Below are 15,882 nucleotides of genomic sequence, written 5' to 3' on the forward strand. Positions count from 1 at the left end.
ATCCCCTTGTCCTGCGTCACGGCGCCGATCACGAAGGCCCCGGTCAGCAGAACGATGGAGCCGTTGGCGAAAAGCTCGCGCATCGGCACGCTGCCTGCCACGCCCTCGCGCCCGAAACGGTGCGCGATCCACAGGGCCGACAGGATCGCGGGCACCTCCATCATCGCCGCCACCGCGACCATGAAGCCGTCGGAGGCGATGCCGGTCAGCTCCAGCAGGCTCGACGCCGCCACGAAGGTCACGATGGAGATCGAGCCGTAATGCCCTGCCACCGCGGCAGCGTTCAGCGCGTTCAGCCGTGTCATGCCCCGCAGCAGCGCATAGGCGATGAAGGGGATCGCGAAGGACAGGACCAGTCCCGCCCCAAGCGCGGCGAAGACGTTGGCGTTCAGGCCGTTGTCGGCCAGGCTGTGCCCGCCCTTGAAGCCGATCGCCAGCAGAAGGTAGAGCGACATGAACTTGGCGGCGCCTTCGGGGATCGACAGGTCGCTGCGCACGATGGCGGCCAGCAGGCCAAGGACGAAGAACAGGATCGTGGGCACCATCAGGTTGCCCACAAGACTTTCGAAGATTTGCATGACGGGGGGCACCGGAACAGGTTTTGCGCCTGTTGCCCGGTTTTCGCGCATAGCTTAAATACAATAAACGCTGACGTTTCATAGCCTGAGGAAATGCATGCGCCCGACCCTGCGCCAGATGGACTATATCGTCACGGTTCACCAGCTGGGCAGCTTCAGCCTGGCCGCGGAAAAGCTGAACGTCAGCCAGCCGAGCCTGTCGAACCAGGTGGCGACGGTCGAGGCGGACCTCGGCATTCGCCTCTTCGACCGCAGCCGCGCCGGGGTCCGCACCACCGCGCGCGGGCTGGAGTTCGTCACCCGGGCGCGCCGCATCCTGTCGGATGTCGATGCGCTGCGGGCCACGATGCTTTCGGACCTGCCGTTCGGCGGGCGCCTCAGGCTGGGCGTGCTACCCTCGATCGGCCCCTACCTTCTGCCGCAGGTGATGAAGACCCTGCACAAGGAACAGCCCGATCTGCGTGTCATCGTGCGCGAGGAGAACACCCTGAGCCTGGATGAAGGGCTCAGGAACGGGCGTTTCGACGCGATCATCTCGACGCCCGAGGACCATCCGAACAGCCTGCAGCACCCGCTGTTCGTCGAACCGCTGTGGGTCGCAGTGGCGCAGGATCACAAACTGGCGGATCGCCAGAGTGTGGGGGCCGCCGATCTTGCGGGGCATCGGCTCCTGACGCTGGACACGGGGCACCGCCTGGCGCGGATCGTGTACGGCATTGCCGGGACGAGCGGCGCCCTCGTCTCGGACGACTACGAAGGCACCAGCCTCGACTCGATCATCCTGATGGCCGCGACGGGCGCTGGAATCGGTATCCTTCCCGATCTGTTCGCGCGCCGGCAGGGCGTTCACCGCAGCGAAGTCCACGTCATGCCACTCCGAATGGCCGATGCCGATCGCACGATCAGTCTGATGACCCCGGAAGAGCGGCCCGCGCATCAGGCGACGCTTCTGGTAACCATCCTGCGCAGCGCCGCCGAGGCTCTTGGTTTGGAACTACTGAAGGCTTGAGCCGCAGGAGATCGCGACCCACGACGCAGAAGGGTTCGGAGCGCGGCATGCGCGCCGGCCAGATCGGTATTTCGGATGTTGTCCGTGTTGGCAGAAAGGGCTGGGCGCGGTCATTTGCAGCGCGCGCCTGCCGCGGTGTGGCAGCGCGCTCCACACCGCGCACACCAGGGGGCCGGCGCGGTGCCCGCCGGGCAGTCATTTGCAGGGGAAGGCATTTCGTCCGCGCTCCTTGCACCTGCTGACCGAAACCAGACGCCATCGCCTGAATCGCGGTTCATTCCGACCCTTTGCAGCAGATGAGGGGCCGCATGCAGAACTCCTCCGTCAGCCCAAGGCGATGGCCGCAAGGTAAATGTGCCATTGCCCTCCCGCCGCGACATGCCGGTGGAAATGCCGATTGCCATGTGCAACGTTTCCGAAGCTGCACCGATGATCGCCGCCCCGTCAACGAGTAACACCGGCCTTGAAGAAGCAGGGCCGCGCCTGGTCCGACATCAATACCCGGGCCGCTGGCGCGTTAAGAAGTGAATCGATGCAACAAACGGAGGCAGAAGGGCATGGACGACCAACCGATTCTGGAGACCCGTTCCGAGGGCTGCCTGTGCCTCACGCTTAACAGGCCCCGGCGGATGAATGCCTGGGATCGGGACATGCGTGCCCGGCTCATAGACAAGCTGAACGGCGCGTCTGGCGACGGGGACGTGCGGGCCGTGGTGCTTACCGGCGCCGGCGACCGCGCCTTTTGCGCCGGGCAGGATCTCAACGAGATCAACTCCTACGGCGCCGACATGGCGGAGCTGTGGATCGACAGCTTTGCCGCGCTCTACCGCGCCGTGCGCGCGCTGGAGGTGCCGGTCATCTCCGCGCTCAACGGCGTGGCGGCCGGCTCGGCCTTCCAGTTCGTCCTGCTCACCGATTACCGCATTGGCCACCCGGGCGTGCGCGTCGGTCAGCCCGAAATAAACTCCGGCATCGCCAGCATCACCGGACCCTGGATCATGCGCGAGGTTCTGGGGCTGTCGCGGACGATCGAGCTGACGCTCTCGGGCCGGTTGATGGAGGCAGAAGAGGCCGAACGGCTTGGCGCGCTGCACGAGGTCGTGCCCGAGGAGCGCGTTCTGCCGCGCGCGATGGAAAAGGCCGCCGAACTCGGGGCCAAGCCGAGCATCGCGATGCGGCTGATCAAGCAGCGCTTCTTCGAGGTGCTGGAGCCGGGGCTCGACGATGCGATCGCCGCGGCCAAGCGGTATCATCGCTTGTCCTTCGAGTCCGGAGAGATGCAGCAAGAGACGCGAAAGTTTCTCGACCGGGGCGGCGACTGACATGCCGGCCTTGCCTGGTCCATTGCAGCCTCCCTTCGACCGGACGCTGGCCGGCCTTCTGCTGGAGCAGGAGCGGCAGGCGCCCGATCGTGTCCTGCTGGTTCACGAAGACCGCGAGATTACGGTGGCCGAGGTCGCCTGCGCCGCGCGGGCGGAAGCCGCCGCACTGCGGGCGCGCGGCATCGGGCAGAGCGATCCGGTGCTGACCATGCTCGAGCCGGGCCCGGCGCATGTGGCGGTGGTTCTCGGCGTGGCGCTCGTCGGGGCGCTGTGGGTGCCGCTGGCGCCCGACGCGCGCGGACCGTCGCTGGCGCACGCGCTCTCGGTCGCGAAGCCGGGTCTGGCGCTGGTCGCGCCCGCTGCCACGGGTGCTCTGCGCGACGCGGGCTATCCGGCCGACCGGCCGCTGGAGGAGCGCGATGGCTGGGCCTGGCCGCCCGCCGCTGTGCCCGGAACCGCCACGACCGACACCGCGCCCGGGGAGCCGGACGCACACCGCGCCATTCTGTTCACCTCGGGCACCAGCGGGCCGCCGAAAGGCGTGATCGTGACCGAACGGATGCTTGTCGCCTCGGCCGCCGGCTGCGCCCATGCCAGCGACTGCACGCCCGGCGACAGCTACCTGATGTGGGAGCCGATGCACCATATCGGCGGGCCGCAGCTTCTGGCCATGGCGCTCGCCGGGCAGGTGCGGCTCGTCCTCGTGAAACGCTTCAGCGCCAGTCGTTTCTGGGACGATGTTCGCCGTCACCGGGTGACGAAGATGCACTACCTGGGCGGCATTCTGGAAATCCTGCTCAAACGCGCGGTCTCGCCCGGGGACCGCGATCACCCGGTCGCGCTTGCCTTCGGCGGCGGCGCGCGGCCCGATGTGCAGCGCGCCTTCGAAGACCGGTTCGCCATTCCCCTGCGCGAAGTCTACGGCATGACCGAGGCCTCGAGCTTCACCACGGTAAACGTGGACGGCATTGAGGACTCGGTGGGCCAGACGGTGCCGTGGCTTGAGGTCGAGATTTGCGACGGCTCCGACCGCCCCGTCGACCCTGGGGGGACGGGCGAAATCGTGGTGCGCGCGGCGTATGCCGGGCTATTGACGCCGGGCTATCTGGGGAACGCCGAGGCGACGGCGGAGCTCTTGCGGGACGGACGGCTCTTCACCGGCGATCTCGGCCGCCAGGACGCTGCCGGAAACCTCTACTTCGCCGGGCGCAAGACGGATTCGCTGCGCCGGCGCGGAGAGAACGTCTCGGCCTGGGAGGTCGAGACGGCGCTGGCGTCGCATCCCGATATTGCCGAGACGGCGGTTGTGGGCGTGGAGTCCGAGGTGGGCGAGCACGATATCCTGTGCTTTGTTCTGGTGCGCGACGGGGTGGCGTATGACCCTCGGGCGCTGGCGGAGTGGAGCCGGAAGACCCTGTCGCGCCGTCATGTGCCGCGCTACTGGAAACGGGTGGCCGGCTTCGAGCGGACGCCGAGCCAGCGTATCCGGAAGGCGGCCCTGGACCGCGACCTTTCGGACGCGTTTGACCTCGGCGACCGGTGAGGCTGCTCTGCGTCGGCATGGGGCGGGCCACGAAAGAATTGAAGTTGGGCTGACGAGAGGAAGGACAAAGTGCTGCTATTCGAGAAATCCGAGTATCAGGCGCGCGTGGAGCGCGTGAAAGCGGCGATGGACGCGCGCGGTCTCGACGTGCTGCTCGTCGCCTCGCCGGCCAACCAGTTCTGGCTGACCGGCTATGACGGCTGGTCGTTCTACACGCCGCAGATGGTCGTCGTCGCCGCCGACCGGGAAGAGCCCGTCTGGATCGGCCGCAAGATGGACGCGGCAGGCGCGAAATTCACCGCCTATCTTTCCCCGGAGAACGTGGTGCCCTATCCGGACGAGTATGTCGGATCCGACGCGCTCCACCCGATGGACTTCGTGGCCGAACGGCTGATCGACATGGGGCTGGGCGGGCGCGTGGTGGGCGTCGAGACGGACGAGTACTACTACACCGCGCGCTGGGACCACATCCTGCGCCGCCGCCTGCCGGACGCGGACATCCGCGACGCCTTCCTGCTGGTCAACCGCTGCCGCATGGTGAAATCCGAGCAGGAACTGACCTACATGCGCCAGGCCGGGCAGATCGCCGCCGCCGCGCAGCAGGCCGCCTTCGAGGCCGCAGCGCCCGGGGTGCGCCAATGCGACGTCATGGCCGAGGTGTACCGCGTGACCACCGCCGGTCTGCCGGAGTTCGGCGGCACCTTTCCCTGCAAGCCACCCAACGCGATGGTGGGCGAGATGTGCTCGGCCCCGCACCTGTCCTGGACCGACGAGCCGCTTGCGGAGGGCGACATCTTCTATATCGAGCTGGGCGGTATTCGGCACCGCTATCACAGCCCGCTGTCGCGCTGCATTTACCTGGGCGAGCCGCCCGACGAGCTGAAGCGCCTGGCGGAGGTGATCGCCGAGGGGCTTCAGGCGGTTCTCGACACGGTCAAGGCCGGGGTGACCTGCGAGGAGCTGGCCGCCGTGTGGCAGACGGTGAGCCGCAAGCACGGCGTCGAAAAGGACAGCCGCATCGGCTACCCGGTCGGCATCGGCTATCCGCCCACCTGGGGCGAGCTGACGGCAAGCATCCGGTCGGGCGACACCACGGTGCTGGAGCCGAACATGACGTTCCATTGCATCCCGGCGATCTGGCGGGACCACGACGGCGTGGTCATCTCGGAAACCTTCGCCGCCACCGAGGACGGAGCGGAGGTCTTCGCGGACTCGCCGCGCGAGCTTTTCATCAAGACCTGAACAGGAGCTGCCCATGACTGCGGTACTGGCACACCGGCCCGTCGTGATGACCGGTCATCGCGGGATGGTCGTCGCCGGCCACCACCTGGCGGCCGATGCCGGCGCGCAGATGCTGCAGAGCGGCGGCAACGCGATGGATGCCGCGATCGCCGCGGCGGCCACGCTGGCCATCGCCGTGCCCTTCATGAACGGGATCGGCGGCGACGCGATCTCGCTCTGGTGCGACAGCTCCGGCACGGTCGAGACGATCAACGGCTCGGGACGCCTTCCGGCCGCCTTCGACGCTCAGGCGCTGGTCGACGACGGATACACGGCGCTGCCGGCCACCGGGCCGCTGACGGTGAGCGTCCCGGGCGTGGTCGCCGCATGGGGCGAGGCGCTGGAGCGCCACGGCACGCGCAGCCTGGCGGAGGTGCTGCAACCGGCCATCGACGCCGCCGAAAGGGGCGTTCCCGCCGATGCGACCAGCACGACCTTCTTCAACGGACCCGTCTACGCGGAGCTCTGCCGCGACCACCCCGAACTCGCCGAGATGTTCGTTCCGCCGGGGACGTGCCGGCTTGGACAGGTGCTGCGCCAGCCCGGCGCGGCGCGCACACTTCGCCATCTCGCCAAGGCGGGCTGGACGGCCTTCTATTCCGGTCCGCTGGCCGACGGCTGGCTGGCGCGGGCCCGCGAACGAGGCGTGCTGCTCTCGCCCGAGGATCTGGCCGCGCACCGCACCGAGTTCCAGGCCCCGCTCGGCGTGCCATGGCGGGGGATGACGCTCCACGCCGCCCCGCCCAATTCCCAGGGCCTCGCCTTGGTCGCGCTGGCCCGGCTGGAGGAGGACGCTCCGGGCGCCGGGGCGCAGGCCTCCGGCGATCCGGTGATCGACCCGTTGGCCTACCTGGCGCAGAAGCAGGCGGCATTTGCCGCCCGCGACCGCTGGTGCGCCGATCCGGCCCGTGCTGATCTGCCTGCGGACCTGCTGGAGCCGGCAGCGCTGCGGCGCCTCGCGGCCGAGATGCAGGGGCGCCCGCCCGTCTCGGGCGGCGGCGATACCGCCACGCTCGTGGTCGCGGACCGCGACGGCAATGCCGTCTCCTGGGTGCAGTCGCTGTTCGAGGAATTCGGCTCCGGCGTCACCTGCCCCGATCACGGGCTGGTGCTGCACAATCGCGCGCGGCTGGAAACACTGGACGGCGACCCGATGCGGGGCGCGCAGGGGGGCATGCGCCCGTTCCACACGCTGTGCCCGGCGATCATGACGCGCGAGGGCGGGTTCGCCATGACGCTGGCCACCCCCGGCGATCACGGCCAGCCGCAGAGCCTTTACCAGATCCTGCGGCGGCACTACGAACAGGGGCTCGACGTTCAGCAGGCGGTCGAATGGCCGCGCCTGCGGCATGACACCGGCGATACCGTTCTGCTGGAGGACCGCTGCCCGGAAGCGTGGGACGCCGCGCTGACGGCCGAGGGCTGGCAGGTGTCCCGCGTCGGCCCGTGGTCGCGGCTGATGGGAGGTGCCAATGTCATATCGCGCCAGCCGGACGGGCTTTTGATGGGCGGCGCCGATCCGCGCCGGTCGTGCTATGCGGTCGTGGGCTGAGAGGCGGCCTCAGAGCGGGTAGCGCCGCGGCACGAGGCCGGACTGGAACCAGCTGACGAAACTTTCCATGGTGAAGACCGGAATCCCCGTCGCCGCGGCGATGTCGGCGGCATAGGGCATCATGTTGGTGCATTCGAGCACCAGCGCGCCCAGGTCCGGGTGGACCGCCTGGAGCGCCTGGGCGGCCTCGACGTTGTCGGCGCGGGCGGCCTCGACGTCGAGCTCCGGTTCGTTGTCGAGGATCACACGGGTGAATTCCCGGCCGCCCTCGGTGGAGCCGATGGGCGCGCCCTCCGGCACGCCGGCCGCCTCCAGGTGGGCAGGCGTCAGGGTCGATCCCGAGATCGTCAGGATGCCGGTGCGCCGCCCCGGCGGCAGCAGCCGGTCCACCATCGCGACCTGCATCAGCGAAGACGCCGCGACCGGTACGCCCAGTTCGGCGGCGAGCCTCTTCTGAAAGAGCGACAGGAATCCGCAATTCGTCGTGATCCCATCCACCCCGTCGGCCACCAGCTCGCGGCCCGCATCGACGAAGGCGTCGACCAATCCCTCCGCCCCGCGCCTTACCACGCGGTCGGGCGACGCCGTGCGCACCACACGGTAGTGCACGGGAAAGGGCCAGGTGAGCGCGTTGCCCATGTCGCCGGGAATACGCGGGAAGCGGGCGTCAAGCATCAGGATGCCGACTGCAGCCCCGTAGACCGATTTTCCGCCGCTCACCCGCATCTGGTTAATCCCCGTCCGGCACGAGCCGGTCGAACAGTTCCTCGGGGTCGGCCATGAAAATGTTGGAATAGCCTTCGCGCACCGCGGCCACGATTTCGTCCATGCGGCGCATCACATGCGTCTTCAACACTGCCGCTGCACGTTCGCTATCGCGGGCTTCCAGCGCCTCCATGATCTTCAGATGCTCGCCTTTCGTGGTGCGCACGCGCCGGCCCATATCGACCCAGCGGATGAACCGTATGCGCTCGTTTATGCGGTCGAGATGCCGGACGACTTCCGAATTTCCGACGAGCCGTGCAATGCCCAGATGAAACGCTTCGTCCCGGGTCACCACTTCGCGAATGGTCAGGCCGGCCGTGGTCAGCCCGTCGGCTTCCAGCTGGTCGCGCAGCGCGGCGATATCCGAAGTCGTCGCGCGCTGGCAGGCGCGTCGGGCAGCGGCCGTTTCGATGATCATACGCATCTCGTAGAGTTCGAAGATGGATGTCGGATCGAGCGCGCGGCAGAAAAAGCCCTGACCGCTCCGGAACTCGACGAGCTGTTCGGCGACCAGCCGGTTCATCGCCTCGCGCAGCGGCGTGCGGCTTGCGTTGAGTTCCTTCGCGACCATCCCCTCGTTGATCCGCTCGCCGGGGCGGAATTCGAACCCGACCGCACGCGCCTTGAGGGTTTGATACAGGAATTCGACTCGACCTTCACTCATGCCACGCCCCTTAACGACCGGGAAACACCATTGACAGCATACAGGGCCATCTTCCAGCATACAGACCTGTATACAGCCCTGCGCACAGATATCCTATCGTGGAGGATGAGCGATGAACAAGTCCACGGTCAACCATCTGACGGGGGCCGAAGCGACGGTCCAGATGCTGCAGGCGCATGGCGTCCGGCATATCTTCGGGCTCTGCGGCGATACCACGCTGCCGCTCTACGATGCGCTGGCGCGGCTCGATCACGGCATGACCCATTTCCTGACGCGGGACGAACGCCACGCCGCCTACATGGCCGACGGATACGCGCGCGTCACCGGCAAACCGGGTATCTGCGAGGGGCCGTCGGGCGGCGGAGCGACCTACATCCTGCCGGGGCTCGTGGAGGCAAACGAAAGTTCGGTGCCCGTGCTTGCGCTCACGACCGACGTGGCGACCACAGCCGCCGGGCGCTACCCGCTGACCGAGCTCGACCAGGACGCGCTCTTTCGCCCGGTCACCAAGTGGAACGCGGTGCTGGACAACGCGGCGCGGCTGCCCGCGCAAATCCGCGCGGCGTTCCGCGCGATGACGACCGGCCGGCCCGGTGCGGCGCATCTGGCCTTGCCGTTCGATACCCAGAAAGGCGAGGTGGCCCAGTCCGAAATCTGGGCCGAGCCGAACCACGGCCGGTTCCCGGCCAACCGCACCGCGCCCGATCCCGCCGCCATCCGCGCCGCGGCGGACGTGCTGGCCGGGGCGACAGCCGCCGTGGCGATCTGCGGAGGCGGGCCGGTGATCGCGGGGGCCGAGGACCCGCTTGCGCGGATCGCCTCGCTGTTGGATCTGCCGGTGGCGACCACCGTCTCGGGGCAGGGCGCCATTGCGGAAACCGACCTGCAGGCGGTGGGGGTCGTGGGCTCGAACGGCGGCGTGCCGGCGACGCGGGCGGTGGTGGACGAGGCGGACGTGGTACTCTTCATCGGCTGCCGCGCGGGTTCGGTGACGACCGAGCGCTGGCGCTCGCCGCCGCAAGGGCGGCGCGTCATCCATATCGACAGCGACCCGATGGTGATCGGCGCGAATTACGCCACCGAGGCGCCCGTCTGCGCCGATGCGCGGCTGGCGCTGGAGGTTTTGGCAGAGGAACTGTCCAGCCGCGATGATCTGCCCGGCCAGCGCGGCCGCGCCCGCGCCGAGGCCGCGTGGCGGGCCAAGCTGGCGGATTTCGACCCGCTGGCCGCGAGCGATGCGCGACCGATCCGGCCCGAGGCCGTGATCGCCGCGCTGATGGACGCCCTGCCGCCCGACGCCACGATCGTGGCGGATCCGGGCACGCCGTGCCCGTATGTCTCTGCCCATTACCGGCTGCCGAAGGCCGGGCGGCATTTCATCAGCAACCGCGCCCACGGCGCGCTGGGATACGCGCTTGCCGCCGCCATGGGCGCACAGGTCGGGCGCCCGGAGGCGCCCGCGCTGGCACTGATGGGCGACGGCTCTTTCGGGTTTTGCTGCGGCGAAATGGAGACGCTGGTGCGCTACGGCATCCCGGTCAAGGCGCTGGTCTTTTCGAACGCGACCTATGGCTGGATCAAGGCGGGGCAGCACAGCGGCTTCGGCCGGCGCTATTACAACGTCGACTTCGACCGGACCGATCACGCGGCCGTGGCCCGGGCCTTCGGCCTGCGAGCCTGGACGGTGGAGGATCCCGCCGAATTGCCTCGTGTCATCGGCGAGTGGCTGGCCTGCGACGGCCCCGCGCTGGTGGACGTGATCTCGCAGCCGCTGCACGAGGCCGCGGCGCCGGTCTCCGAGTGGGTTGCATGACCGGCGAGTTGAACCAGCCGATCACCGGGTTCGACCTGTGGCATCTGGAGGTGCCGGTCGTATCGCGGCGCGATCATGGCGTGGGGACGGTCGCCGACGTCTGCGAGACCATCGTTCTGCGGCTGACGTCGGAAGGAGGCGCAGAGGGGTTCGGAGAGGCCGCCGCCTGGGCCGTCTTCACTGGCTCGCCCGAGGCAAGTTATGCCGCGCTCGATCGCTACCTGCGCCCGCTTGTTCTCGGTCAGCCGGCCGGCCATATCGGCCGGTTCATGGCCGATGCCGAGCGCGCGGTCGCGCATTGCACAGAGGCCAAGGCGGCTTTGGAAACCGCGTTGCTCGATCTTTGCGGGCGCATTGTCGGCGTGCCGGTCTGGGCGCTTCTGGGCGGCAAGTGCCGCGACACCATCCCTCTGTCGTGCTCGCTGGCCGATCCGGATTTCGATGCCGATCTGCGGCTGGTCGACCGTCTGCGCGCGGATGGCGTCAACATCGTCAAGCTCAAGACCGGGGTGAAAGACCACCGCTTCGACATGATGCGACTGGAGCGGCTGCGCAGCGATCACCCCGATCTGTGCGTGCGGGTCGACTACAACCAGGGCCTGGGTCCGGAGGATGCCGAGGCACGGCTGCGCGACGTCGCGCGCCTTGCCCCCGATTTCATCGAACAGCCGGTGCGCGCGGACCAATATGCGCTGATGGCCCGCCTCCGGCATGCGGTCGAGGTGCCGCTGCTCGCGGATGAAAGCGTGTTCGGCCCCGAGGACATGCTGCGCGCCGCCTCCGAGGGGATCTGCGACGGCGTTGCGGTCAAGATCATGAAGGCCGGCGGGCTTCGACGTGCGCAGCGCGTGGCCGAGATCGCGGCAGCGGCCGGCCTGACGGCCTATGGCGGCGACATGTTCGAGACGGGCCTTGCCCACATGGCCGGCGCACAGATGATCGCGGCGACCCCTGCAATCAAGCTCGGCTGCGAGTTCTATCAGGCGCGCTACTACCTGCAGGAGGACATCCTCGAGACGCCCTTCCCGGTCAGCGACGGCGCCGTCGTCGTGCCGGACGGGCCGGGGCTGGGCGTTGTGCCCGCGCCGGATGCGCTCGAGAGATTTGCCCGGCGGAGCCCGGCGAGGGAGATGGCATGACGACGCGACCCCGGCATGTGATCGTAATCGGCGCGGGGATCGTGGGGGTCTCCACGGCGCTCTCTCTGCAGCGCGAGGGCCTGGACGTTACCCTGATCGATCGCACCGGTCCCGGCGAAGGGGCGAGCTTTGGCAACGGCGGGGTGCTGGCGGCCTGTTCGGTCGTTCCCGTCACGGTGCCCGGGCTGATGCGCAAGGCGCCGCGGATGCTGTTCGACCCAAATCAGCCGCTCTTCGTGCGGTGGAGCTACATGCCGCGGATGCTGCCCTGGCTGCGTCGCTACATGAGCCATGCCAACGCCGCCGACACCCGCCGAATTGCGCAGGCGCTCGCCCCGATCACGTCGGACAGCCTGGCCGATCACCAGGCGATGGCTGACGGCACCCCGGCCGCGCGCTGGATCACGCCCTGCGACTACCTCTTCGTCTACAACGACCGCGTGCATTTCGAGGGCGACGCGCTGGGATGGGACATCCGCCGTGCGCACGGTTTCGACTGGGAGGAGTTGGAGGGCGCCGCGTTCCACGACTACGATCCGGCCTTCGCCGAGGGGCTGGACTTCGCGGTCCGCCTGCCGGGGCATGGTCGGATCACCGATCCGGGCCGCTACGTCAAGGACCTGGCGTCGCACGCCGAGGCGCAGGGGGCGCGGGTTCTGCAGGCCGAAGTTACCGATATTGTCCGCGATGCCGATCGGGTGACCGGCGTGCGCGCGGGCGGCGAGACGCTGGCCTGCGACGCCATCGCGCTTTGCACCGGCGCCTGGTCGGGACGGCTTGCGCGGGCGCTGGGCGTCAACGTGCCGCTCGAAAGCGAGCGCGGCTATCACGTCGAGTTCGTGGAGCCCAGCGTGATGCCGCGCGCGCCTGTCATGGTGGCATCGGGCAAGTTCGTGGCCACGCCGATGGACGGACGCCTGCGGCTGGCCGGGGTGGTCGAGTTCGGTGGCCTCGACGCCCCTGCCTCCAAGGGGCCCGCGGAGCTGCTGAAGCGCAATGCGCGCGCGGTCTTCCCGGGCATGACCTGGCGCGATACGCGCGAATGGATGGGGCATCGACCCGCGCCGGCCGACTCGATTCCGGTGATCGGCGAGGCGCCCGGGCTGCGGGGCGCCTATCTCGGCTTCGGTCATCATCATATCGGCCTCACGAGCGGCCCAAAAACCGGGCGTCTGCTGGTACAAATGATCGTCGGACACCAACCCAATATTGACCTGACACCGTATTCCCCGGCACGGTTTTCCGAAGCCGGGGTTCGACAGCCGCAAGGCACAACCAACCAGAAACAGGGAGATCCAACATGAAAAGGTTCAACTGCCTTATGGCCGCCACGGCGCTCACGGTCGCCGGGGCCGCCCCGTCCATCGCCGAGACCTGGGATATGCCGATGGCCTATTCGGGATCCAATTTCCATTCGGTGACCGGCGCGGAATTCGCCGAATGCGTCACGACCGGCACCGGCGGCGAGATCGAGATCAAGACCCACCCCTCCGGCTCGCTGTTCGCGGGCAACGATATCAAGCGCGCGGTGCAGACCGGTCAGGTTCCGATCGGGGAACGGCTCCTTTCGGCGCACCAGAACGAGAACCCGATCTTCGGTGTCGACTCCATTCCGTTTTTGGCCACATCGTTCGACCAGGCCGACGACCTGTGGGAGGCCGCCAAGCCCACGATGGAGGACATCCTCGCCGAGCAGAACCTCAAGCTTCTGTACTCGGTCCCGTGGCCGCCGCAGGGCCTTTACTTCAAGGAGGCCAAGGAATCGGTCGCGGACATGGAGGGGGTCAAGTTCCGCTCCTACAACAATGCCACGGCCCGCCTGGCCGAGCTGACGGGCATGCTGCCGGTGCAGATCGAGGCGGCCGAGATCAGCCAGGCCTTCGCCACCGGCGTGGCCGACTCCATGATCTCTTCGGGCGCCACGGGCTATGACCGCAAGGTCTGGGAGAGCCTCAACTACTTCTACGAGGTCGATGCCTGGCTGCCGCGCAACTACGTCTTCGTCAATGCGGACGCCTGGGAAAGCACCTCCGAGGCCAATCAAAACGTGATCCTGGGCTGCGCGGGGCTCGCCGAATACGCGGGCACCTGGCGGGCCAAGGAATACACGCAGTTCACGCTCAACGGGCTGGCCGCAAACGGCATGACCGTCGAGCCCGCCAGCGATACGATGAAGGCGGAGCTCAAGGACATCGGCGTGACGATGACCGAAGAATGGCTGGAACAGGCCGGCGAGCAGGGACAGGCGATCGTCGAGCGGTTCCGCGAGATGCAGTAGCAGACTGCCCTCCGGGCGCCGCCGCGCGGCGGCGTCCGGATCTTCATCCACCGGACAATCGCATATTGACAGGAGGCCTGCCTTGGAACTGTTCCGCGGGGTGCGCACCATACTCGACGCGATCTACAAGGCGGCCGGCGTCGTTGCGGCCCTTTGCCTGGTCTCTATCCTCGGTCTGATCGTTCTCCAGATGCTCGCGCGCTGGACGGGCATGGTCTTCATCGGCGCGACGGACTACGCGGGCTACGCCATGGCGGCGGCCAGCTTCCTTGCCTTCGCCTACGCGCTCAACCATGGCTCGCATATCCGGGTGTCGATCTTGCTGAACTCGGTGCCGAAAAGGGTGCGCTGGTGGCTTGAGATATGGTGCTTTGGCATCGGGTCGGCGATCATGTGGTATTTCGCCTGGTTCGGCCAGCGCTTCGTCTACTGGTCGTGGAAATTCGGCGACGTCAGCCAGGGCCAGGATGCGACGCCACTGTGGATTCCGCAAAGCGTGATGCTGGCCGGCGCCGTGATCCTGGCAATCGCGCTGACCGATCACCTGGTCCATCTGATCGTAACCGGCGATCACCGCCTCAGGCGCGACCTCGTCGACCAGAGCTTCGGGGAGTGATACGCCGTGGAGAACGTCTCGATCATCATCCTTTTCCTGTTCGTCCTCTTCACGCTGCTGGGCAGCGGTGTCTGGGTCGGGCTCGCGCTCATGGGGGTGGCCTGGGTGGGTATGGAATTGTTCACCACCCGCCCCGTCGGCGACGCGATGCTCACCACGATCTGGACCGCCTCGTCCTCCTGGACCCTCACGGCGCTGCCGCTGTTCATCTGGATGGGGGAAATCCTTTACCGCACGCGATTGTCCGAGGACATGTTCCGCGGGCTGTCGCCCTGGATGGCCGGGCTGCCCGGCGGGCTGGTGCACACCAACATTGTCGGTTGCACCGTCTTCGCGGCCGTCTCCGGCTCTTCGGCCGCCACGCTGACCACCGTGGGCAAGATGTCCATTCCCGAACTGCGCGCGCGCAACTATCCCGAGCGGATGGTCATCGGCACGCTGGCGGGCGCGGCCACACTCGGGTTGATGATTCCGCCGTCGCTGACGCTGATCGTTTATGGCGTGACGATCAACGAGAGCATCTCGAAGCTCTTTTTCGCCGGCGTCCTGCCGGGGCTGGTGCTGGCGCTGTTCTTCATGGCCTATGTGGCGATCCGCGCGACGCTCTCGCGCGACTGGAACCCGCGCCGCGACGATCGCATGAATCTCGTAACCAAGATCAAGAACTCGCGCTTCCTCATCCCGGTGATCTGTCTGATCCTCGTGGTGATCGGCTCGATGTATCTCGGCTTTGCGACCGCGACCGAGGCCGCGGCCTTCGGTGTGATCGGCGGGCTGATCCTTGCGGCGACGCAGGGATCGCTGACGTGGAAGAGCTTCACCGAAAGCTTGCTGGGGGCCACGCGCACCTCGGCGATGATCGCGCTCATTCTCGCCGGTGCCGCGTTCCTGTCGCTCTCGATGGGGTTTACCGGACTGCCGCGCGGGCTGGCCGACCTGATCGCGCAATGGGATCTGTCGCGCTTCGAGCTGCTGATGGTCCTGCTCGTCTTCTACATCGTTCTCGGCATGTTCCTCGACGGGATCTCGTCCGTGGTGCTGACCATGGCCGTGGTGGAACCCATGGTCCGCGAGGCCGGTATCGACATGATCTGGTTCGGCATCTTCATCGTCGTCGTGGTCGAGATGGCGCAGATCACGCCGCCCATCGGGTTCAACCTTTTCGTGCTGCAAGGGATGACCGGCCACGAGATGAACTTCATCGCGCGCGCGGCCATCCCGATGTTCCTGATGATGGTCGTGATGGTCTTCATCCTGATCCTGTTCCCGGACCTGGCGACGTGGTTGCCCGACAACATCCGGTCGCGGCCGTCAGGATAGCA

The 15,882-nt window shown here is 67.7% G+C and carries 15 protein-coding genes; 12 read left to right on the forward strand and 3 right to left on the reverse strand.

The window, feature by feature from the left end; all coding sequences use genetic code 11:
- The coding region (locus P1J78_RS02905) for a sodium-dependent bicarbonate transport family permease (protein ID WP_275565823.1) at positions 1-578 on the reverse strand (578 nt) is incomplete at its 3' end.
- A 118-nt stretch (positions 579-696) separates the two neighbouring features.
- On the opposite strand from P1J78_RS02905, the gene P1J78_RS02910 reads away from it, so the two are divergent.
- The 6 genes from P1J78_RS02910 to P1J78_RS02935 all read left to right on the forward strand — a co-directional run bounded on the left by P1J78_RS02910 (position 697) and on the right by P1J78_RS02935 (position 7,285).
- Complete coding sequence (locus P1J78_RS02910; protein WP_275565824.1) at positions 697-1,587, forward strand: hydrogen peroxide-inducible genes activator; 891 nt, start codon at positions 697-699, stop codon at positions 1,585-1,587.
- Positions 1,588-1,965: 378 nt separating this feature from the next.
- Complete coding sequence (locus P1J78_RS02915) at positions 1,966-2,115, forward strand: hypothetical protein (protein ID WP_275565825.1); 150 nt, start codon at positions 1,966-1,968, stop codon at positions 2,113-2,115.
- A 29-nt stretch (positions 2,116-2,144) separates the two neighbouring features.
- Positions 2,145-2,909, forward strand: a complete 765-nt coding sequence (locus tag P1J78_RS02920) for an enoyl-CoA hydratase/isomerase family protein (protein WP_275565826.1) — start codon at positions 2,145-2,147, stop codon at positions 2,907-2,909.
- A gap of 22 nt (positions 2,910-2,931) precedes the next feature.
- A complete protein-coding gene (locus tag P1J78_RS02925; protein WP_275565827.1) occupies positions 2,932-4,452 on the forward strand; it encodes an AMP-binding protein in 1,521 nt (506 codons plus the stop codon).
- Between the two features lie 69 nt (positions 4,453-4,521).
- Positions 4,522-5,694 carry a M24 family metallopeptidase gene (locus P1J78_RS02930; RefSeq protein ID WP_275565828.1) on the forward strand — a complete coding sequence of 391 codons (1,173 nt, stop codon included), beginning with the start codon at positions 4,522-4,524 and terminating at the stop codon, positions 5,692-5,694.
- 13 nt (positions 5,695-5,707) lie between these two features.
- Positions 5,708-7,285: a gamma-glutamyltransferase family protein gene (locus P1J78_RS02935; protein ID WP_275565829.1), complete on the forward strand. Its 1,578-nt coding sequence runs from the start codon at positions 5,708-5,710 to the stop codon at positions 7,283-7,285.
- A gap of 9 nt (positions 7,286-7,294) precedes the next feature.
- Here the strand turns inward: P1J78_RS02935 and P1J78_RS02940 are convergent, their stop codons facing one another.
- Together P1J78_RS02940 and P1J78_RS02945 are read right to left on the reverse strand one after the other, a co-directional pair.
- A complete protein-coding gene (locus tag P1J78_RS02940; RefSeq protein ID WP_275565830.1) occupies positions 7,295-8,011 on the reverse strand; it encodes an aspartate/glutamate racemase family protein in 717 nt (238 codons plus the stop codon).
- A 4-nt stretch (positions 8,012-8,015) separates the two neighbouring features.
- A complete protein-coding gene (locus P1J78_RS02945) occupies positions 8,016-8,714 on the reverse strand; it encodes a GntR family transcriptional regulator (RefSeq protein ID WP_275565831.1) in 699 nt (232 codons plus the stop codon).
- A gap of 112 nt (positions 8,715-8,826) precedes the next feature.
- On the opposite strand from P1J78_RS02945, the gene P1J78_RS02950 reads away from it, so the two are divergent.
- The 6 genes from P1J78_RS02950 to P1J78_RS02975 all read left to right on the forward strand — a co-directional run bounded on the left by P1J78_RS02950 (position 8,827) and on the right by P1J78_RS02975 (position 15,880).
- Positions 8,827-10,527 (forward strand): thiamine pyrophosphate-binding protein, encoded by a 1,701-nt coding sequence (locus P1J78_RS02950; RefSeq protein WP_275565832.1) that lies wholly within the window; start codon positions 8,827-8,829, stop codon positions 10,525-10,527.
- Positions 10,524-11,666: an enolase C-terminal domain-like protein gene (locus P1J78_RS02955; protein WP_275565833.1), complete on the forward strand. Its 1,143-nt coding sequence runs from the start codon at positions 10,524-10,526 to the stop codon at positions 11,664-11,666. Before P1J78_RS02950 ends, P1J78_RS02955 begins: the two co-directional genes overlap by 4 nt.
- Positions 11,663-12,970 carry an NAD(P)/FAD-dependent oxidoreductase gene (locus tag P1J78_RS02960; RefSeq protein ID WP_275565834.1) on the forward strand — a complete coding sequence of 436 codons (1,308 nt, stop codon included), beginning with the start codon at positions 11,663-11,665 and terminating at the stop codon, positions 12,968-12,970. Before P1J78_RS02955 ends, P1J78_RS02960 begins: the two co-directional genes overlap by 4 nt.
- Positions 12,967-13,944, forward strand: a complete 978-nt coding sequence (locus tag P1J78_RS02965) for a TRAP transporter substrate-binding protein (protein WP_275565835.1) — start codon at positions 12,967-12,969, stop codon at positions 13,942-13,944. The genes P1J78_RS02960 and P1J78_RS02965 overlap by 4 nt, the downstream gene beginning before the upstream one ends.
- An 82-nt stretch (positions 13,945-14,026) precedes the next feature.
- Complete coding sequence (locus P1J78_RS02970) at positions 14,027-14,560, forward strand: TRAP transporter small permease (protein ID WP_275565836.1); 534 nt, start codon at positions 14,027-14,029, stop codon at positions 14,558-14,560.
- Between the two features lie 6 nt (positions 14,561-14,566).
- The gene (locus P1J78_RS02975) at positions 14,567-15,880 is read left to right on the forward strand and encodes a TRAP transporter large permease (RefSeq protein ID WP_275565837.1); all 1,314 of its coding nucleotides are present in this window, start codon (positions 14,567-14,569) and stop codon (positions 15,878-15,880) included.
- Positions 15,881-15,882 lie beyond the last annotated feature (2 nt).

It is taken from the genome of Psychromarinibacter sediminicola (genome assembly GCF_029168335.1).
Taxonomy (GTDB): Bacteria; Pseudomonadota; Alphaproteobacteria; order Rhodobacterales; family Rhodobacteraceae; genus Psychromarinibacter; species Psychromarinibacter sediminicola.

What these genes read in the sequence shown, in the direction of transcription:
- P1J78_RS02955 (WP_275565833.1), top strand. Translation starts at nt 10,524, where the DNA reads ATGACCGGCGAGTTGAACCAGCCGATCACCGGGTTCGACCTGTGGCAT.
- P1J78_RS02960 (WP_275565834.1), top strand. Translation starts at nt 11,663, where the DNA reads ATGACGACGCGACCCCGGCATGTGATCGTAATCGGCGCGGGGATCGTG.
- P1J78_RS02935 (WP_275565829.1), top strand. Translation starts at nt 5,708, where the DNA reads ATGACTGCGGTACTGGCACACCGGCCCGTCGTGATGACCGGTCATCGC.
- P1J78_RS02965 (WP_275565835.1), top strand. Translation starts at nt 12,967, where the DNA reads ATGAAAAGGTTCAACTGCCTTATGGCCGCCACGGCGCTCACGGTCGCC.
- P1J78_RS02920 (WP_275565826.1), top strand. Translation starts at nt 2,145, where the DNA reads ATGGACGACCAACCGATTCTGGAGACCCGTTCCGAGGGCTGCCTGTGC.
- P1J78_RS02910 (WP_275565824.1), top strand. Translation starts at nt 697, where the DNA reads ATGGACTATATCGTCACGGTTCACCAGCTGGGCAGCTTCAGCCTGGCC.
- P1J78_RS02950 (WP_275565832.1), top strand. Translation starts at nt 8,827, where the DNA reads ATGAACAAGTCCACGGTCAACCATCTGACGGGGGCCGAAGCGACGGTC.
- P1J78_RS02940 (WP_275565830.1), bottom strand. Translation starts at nt 8,011, where the DNA reads ATGCGGGTGAGCGGCGGAAAATCGGTCTACGGGGCTGCAGTCGGCATC.
- P1J78_RS02915 (WP_275565825.1), top strand. Translation starts at nt 1,966, where the DNA reads ATGCCGGTGGAAATGCCGATTGCCATGTGCAACGTTTCCGAAGCTGCA.
- P1J78_RS02945 (WP_275565831.1), bottom strand. Translation starts at nt 8,714, where the DNA reads ATGAGTGAAGGTCGAGTCGAATTCCTGTATCAAACCCTCAAGGCGCGT.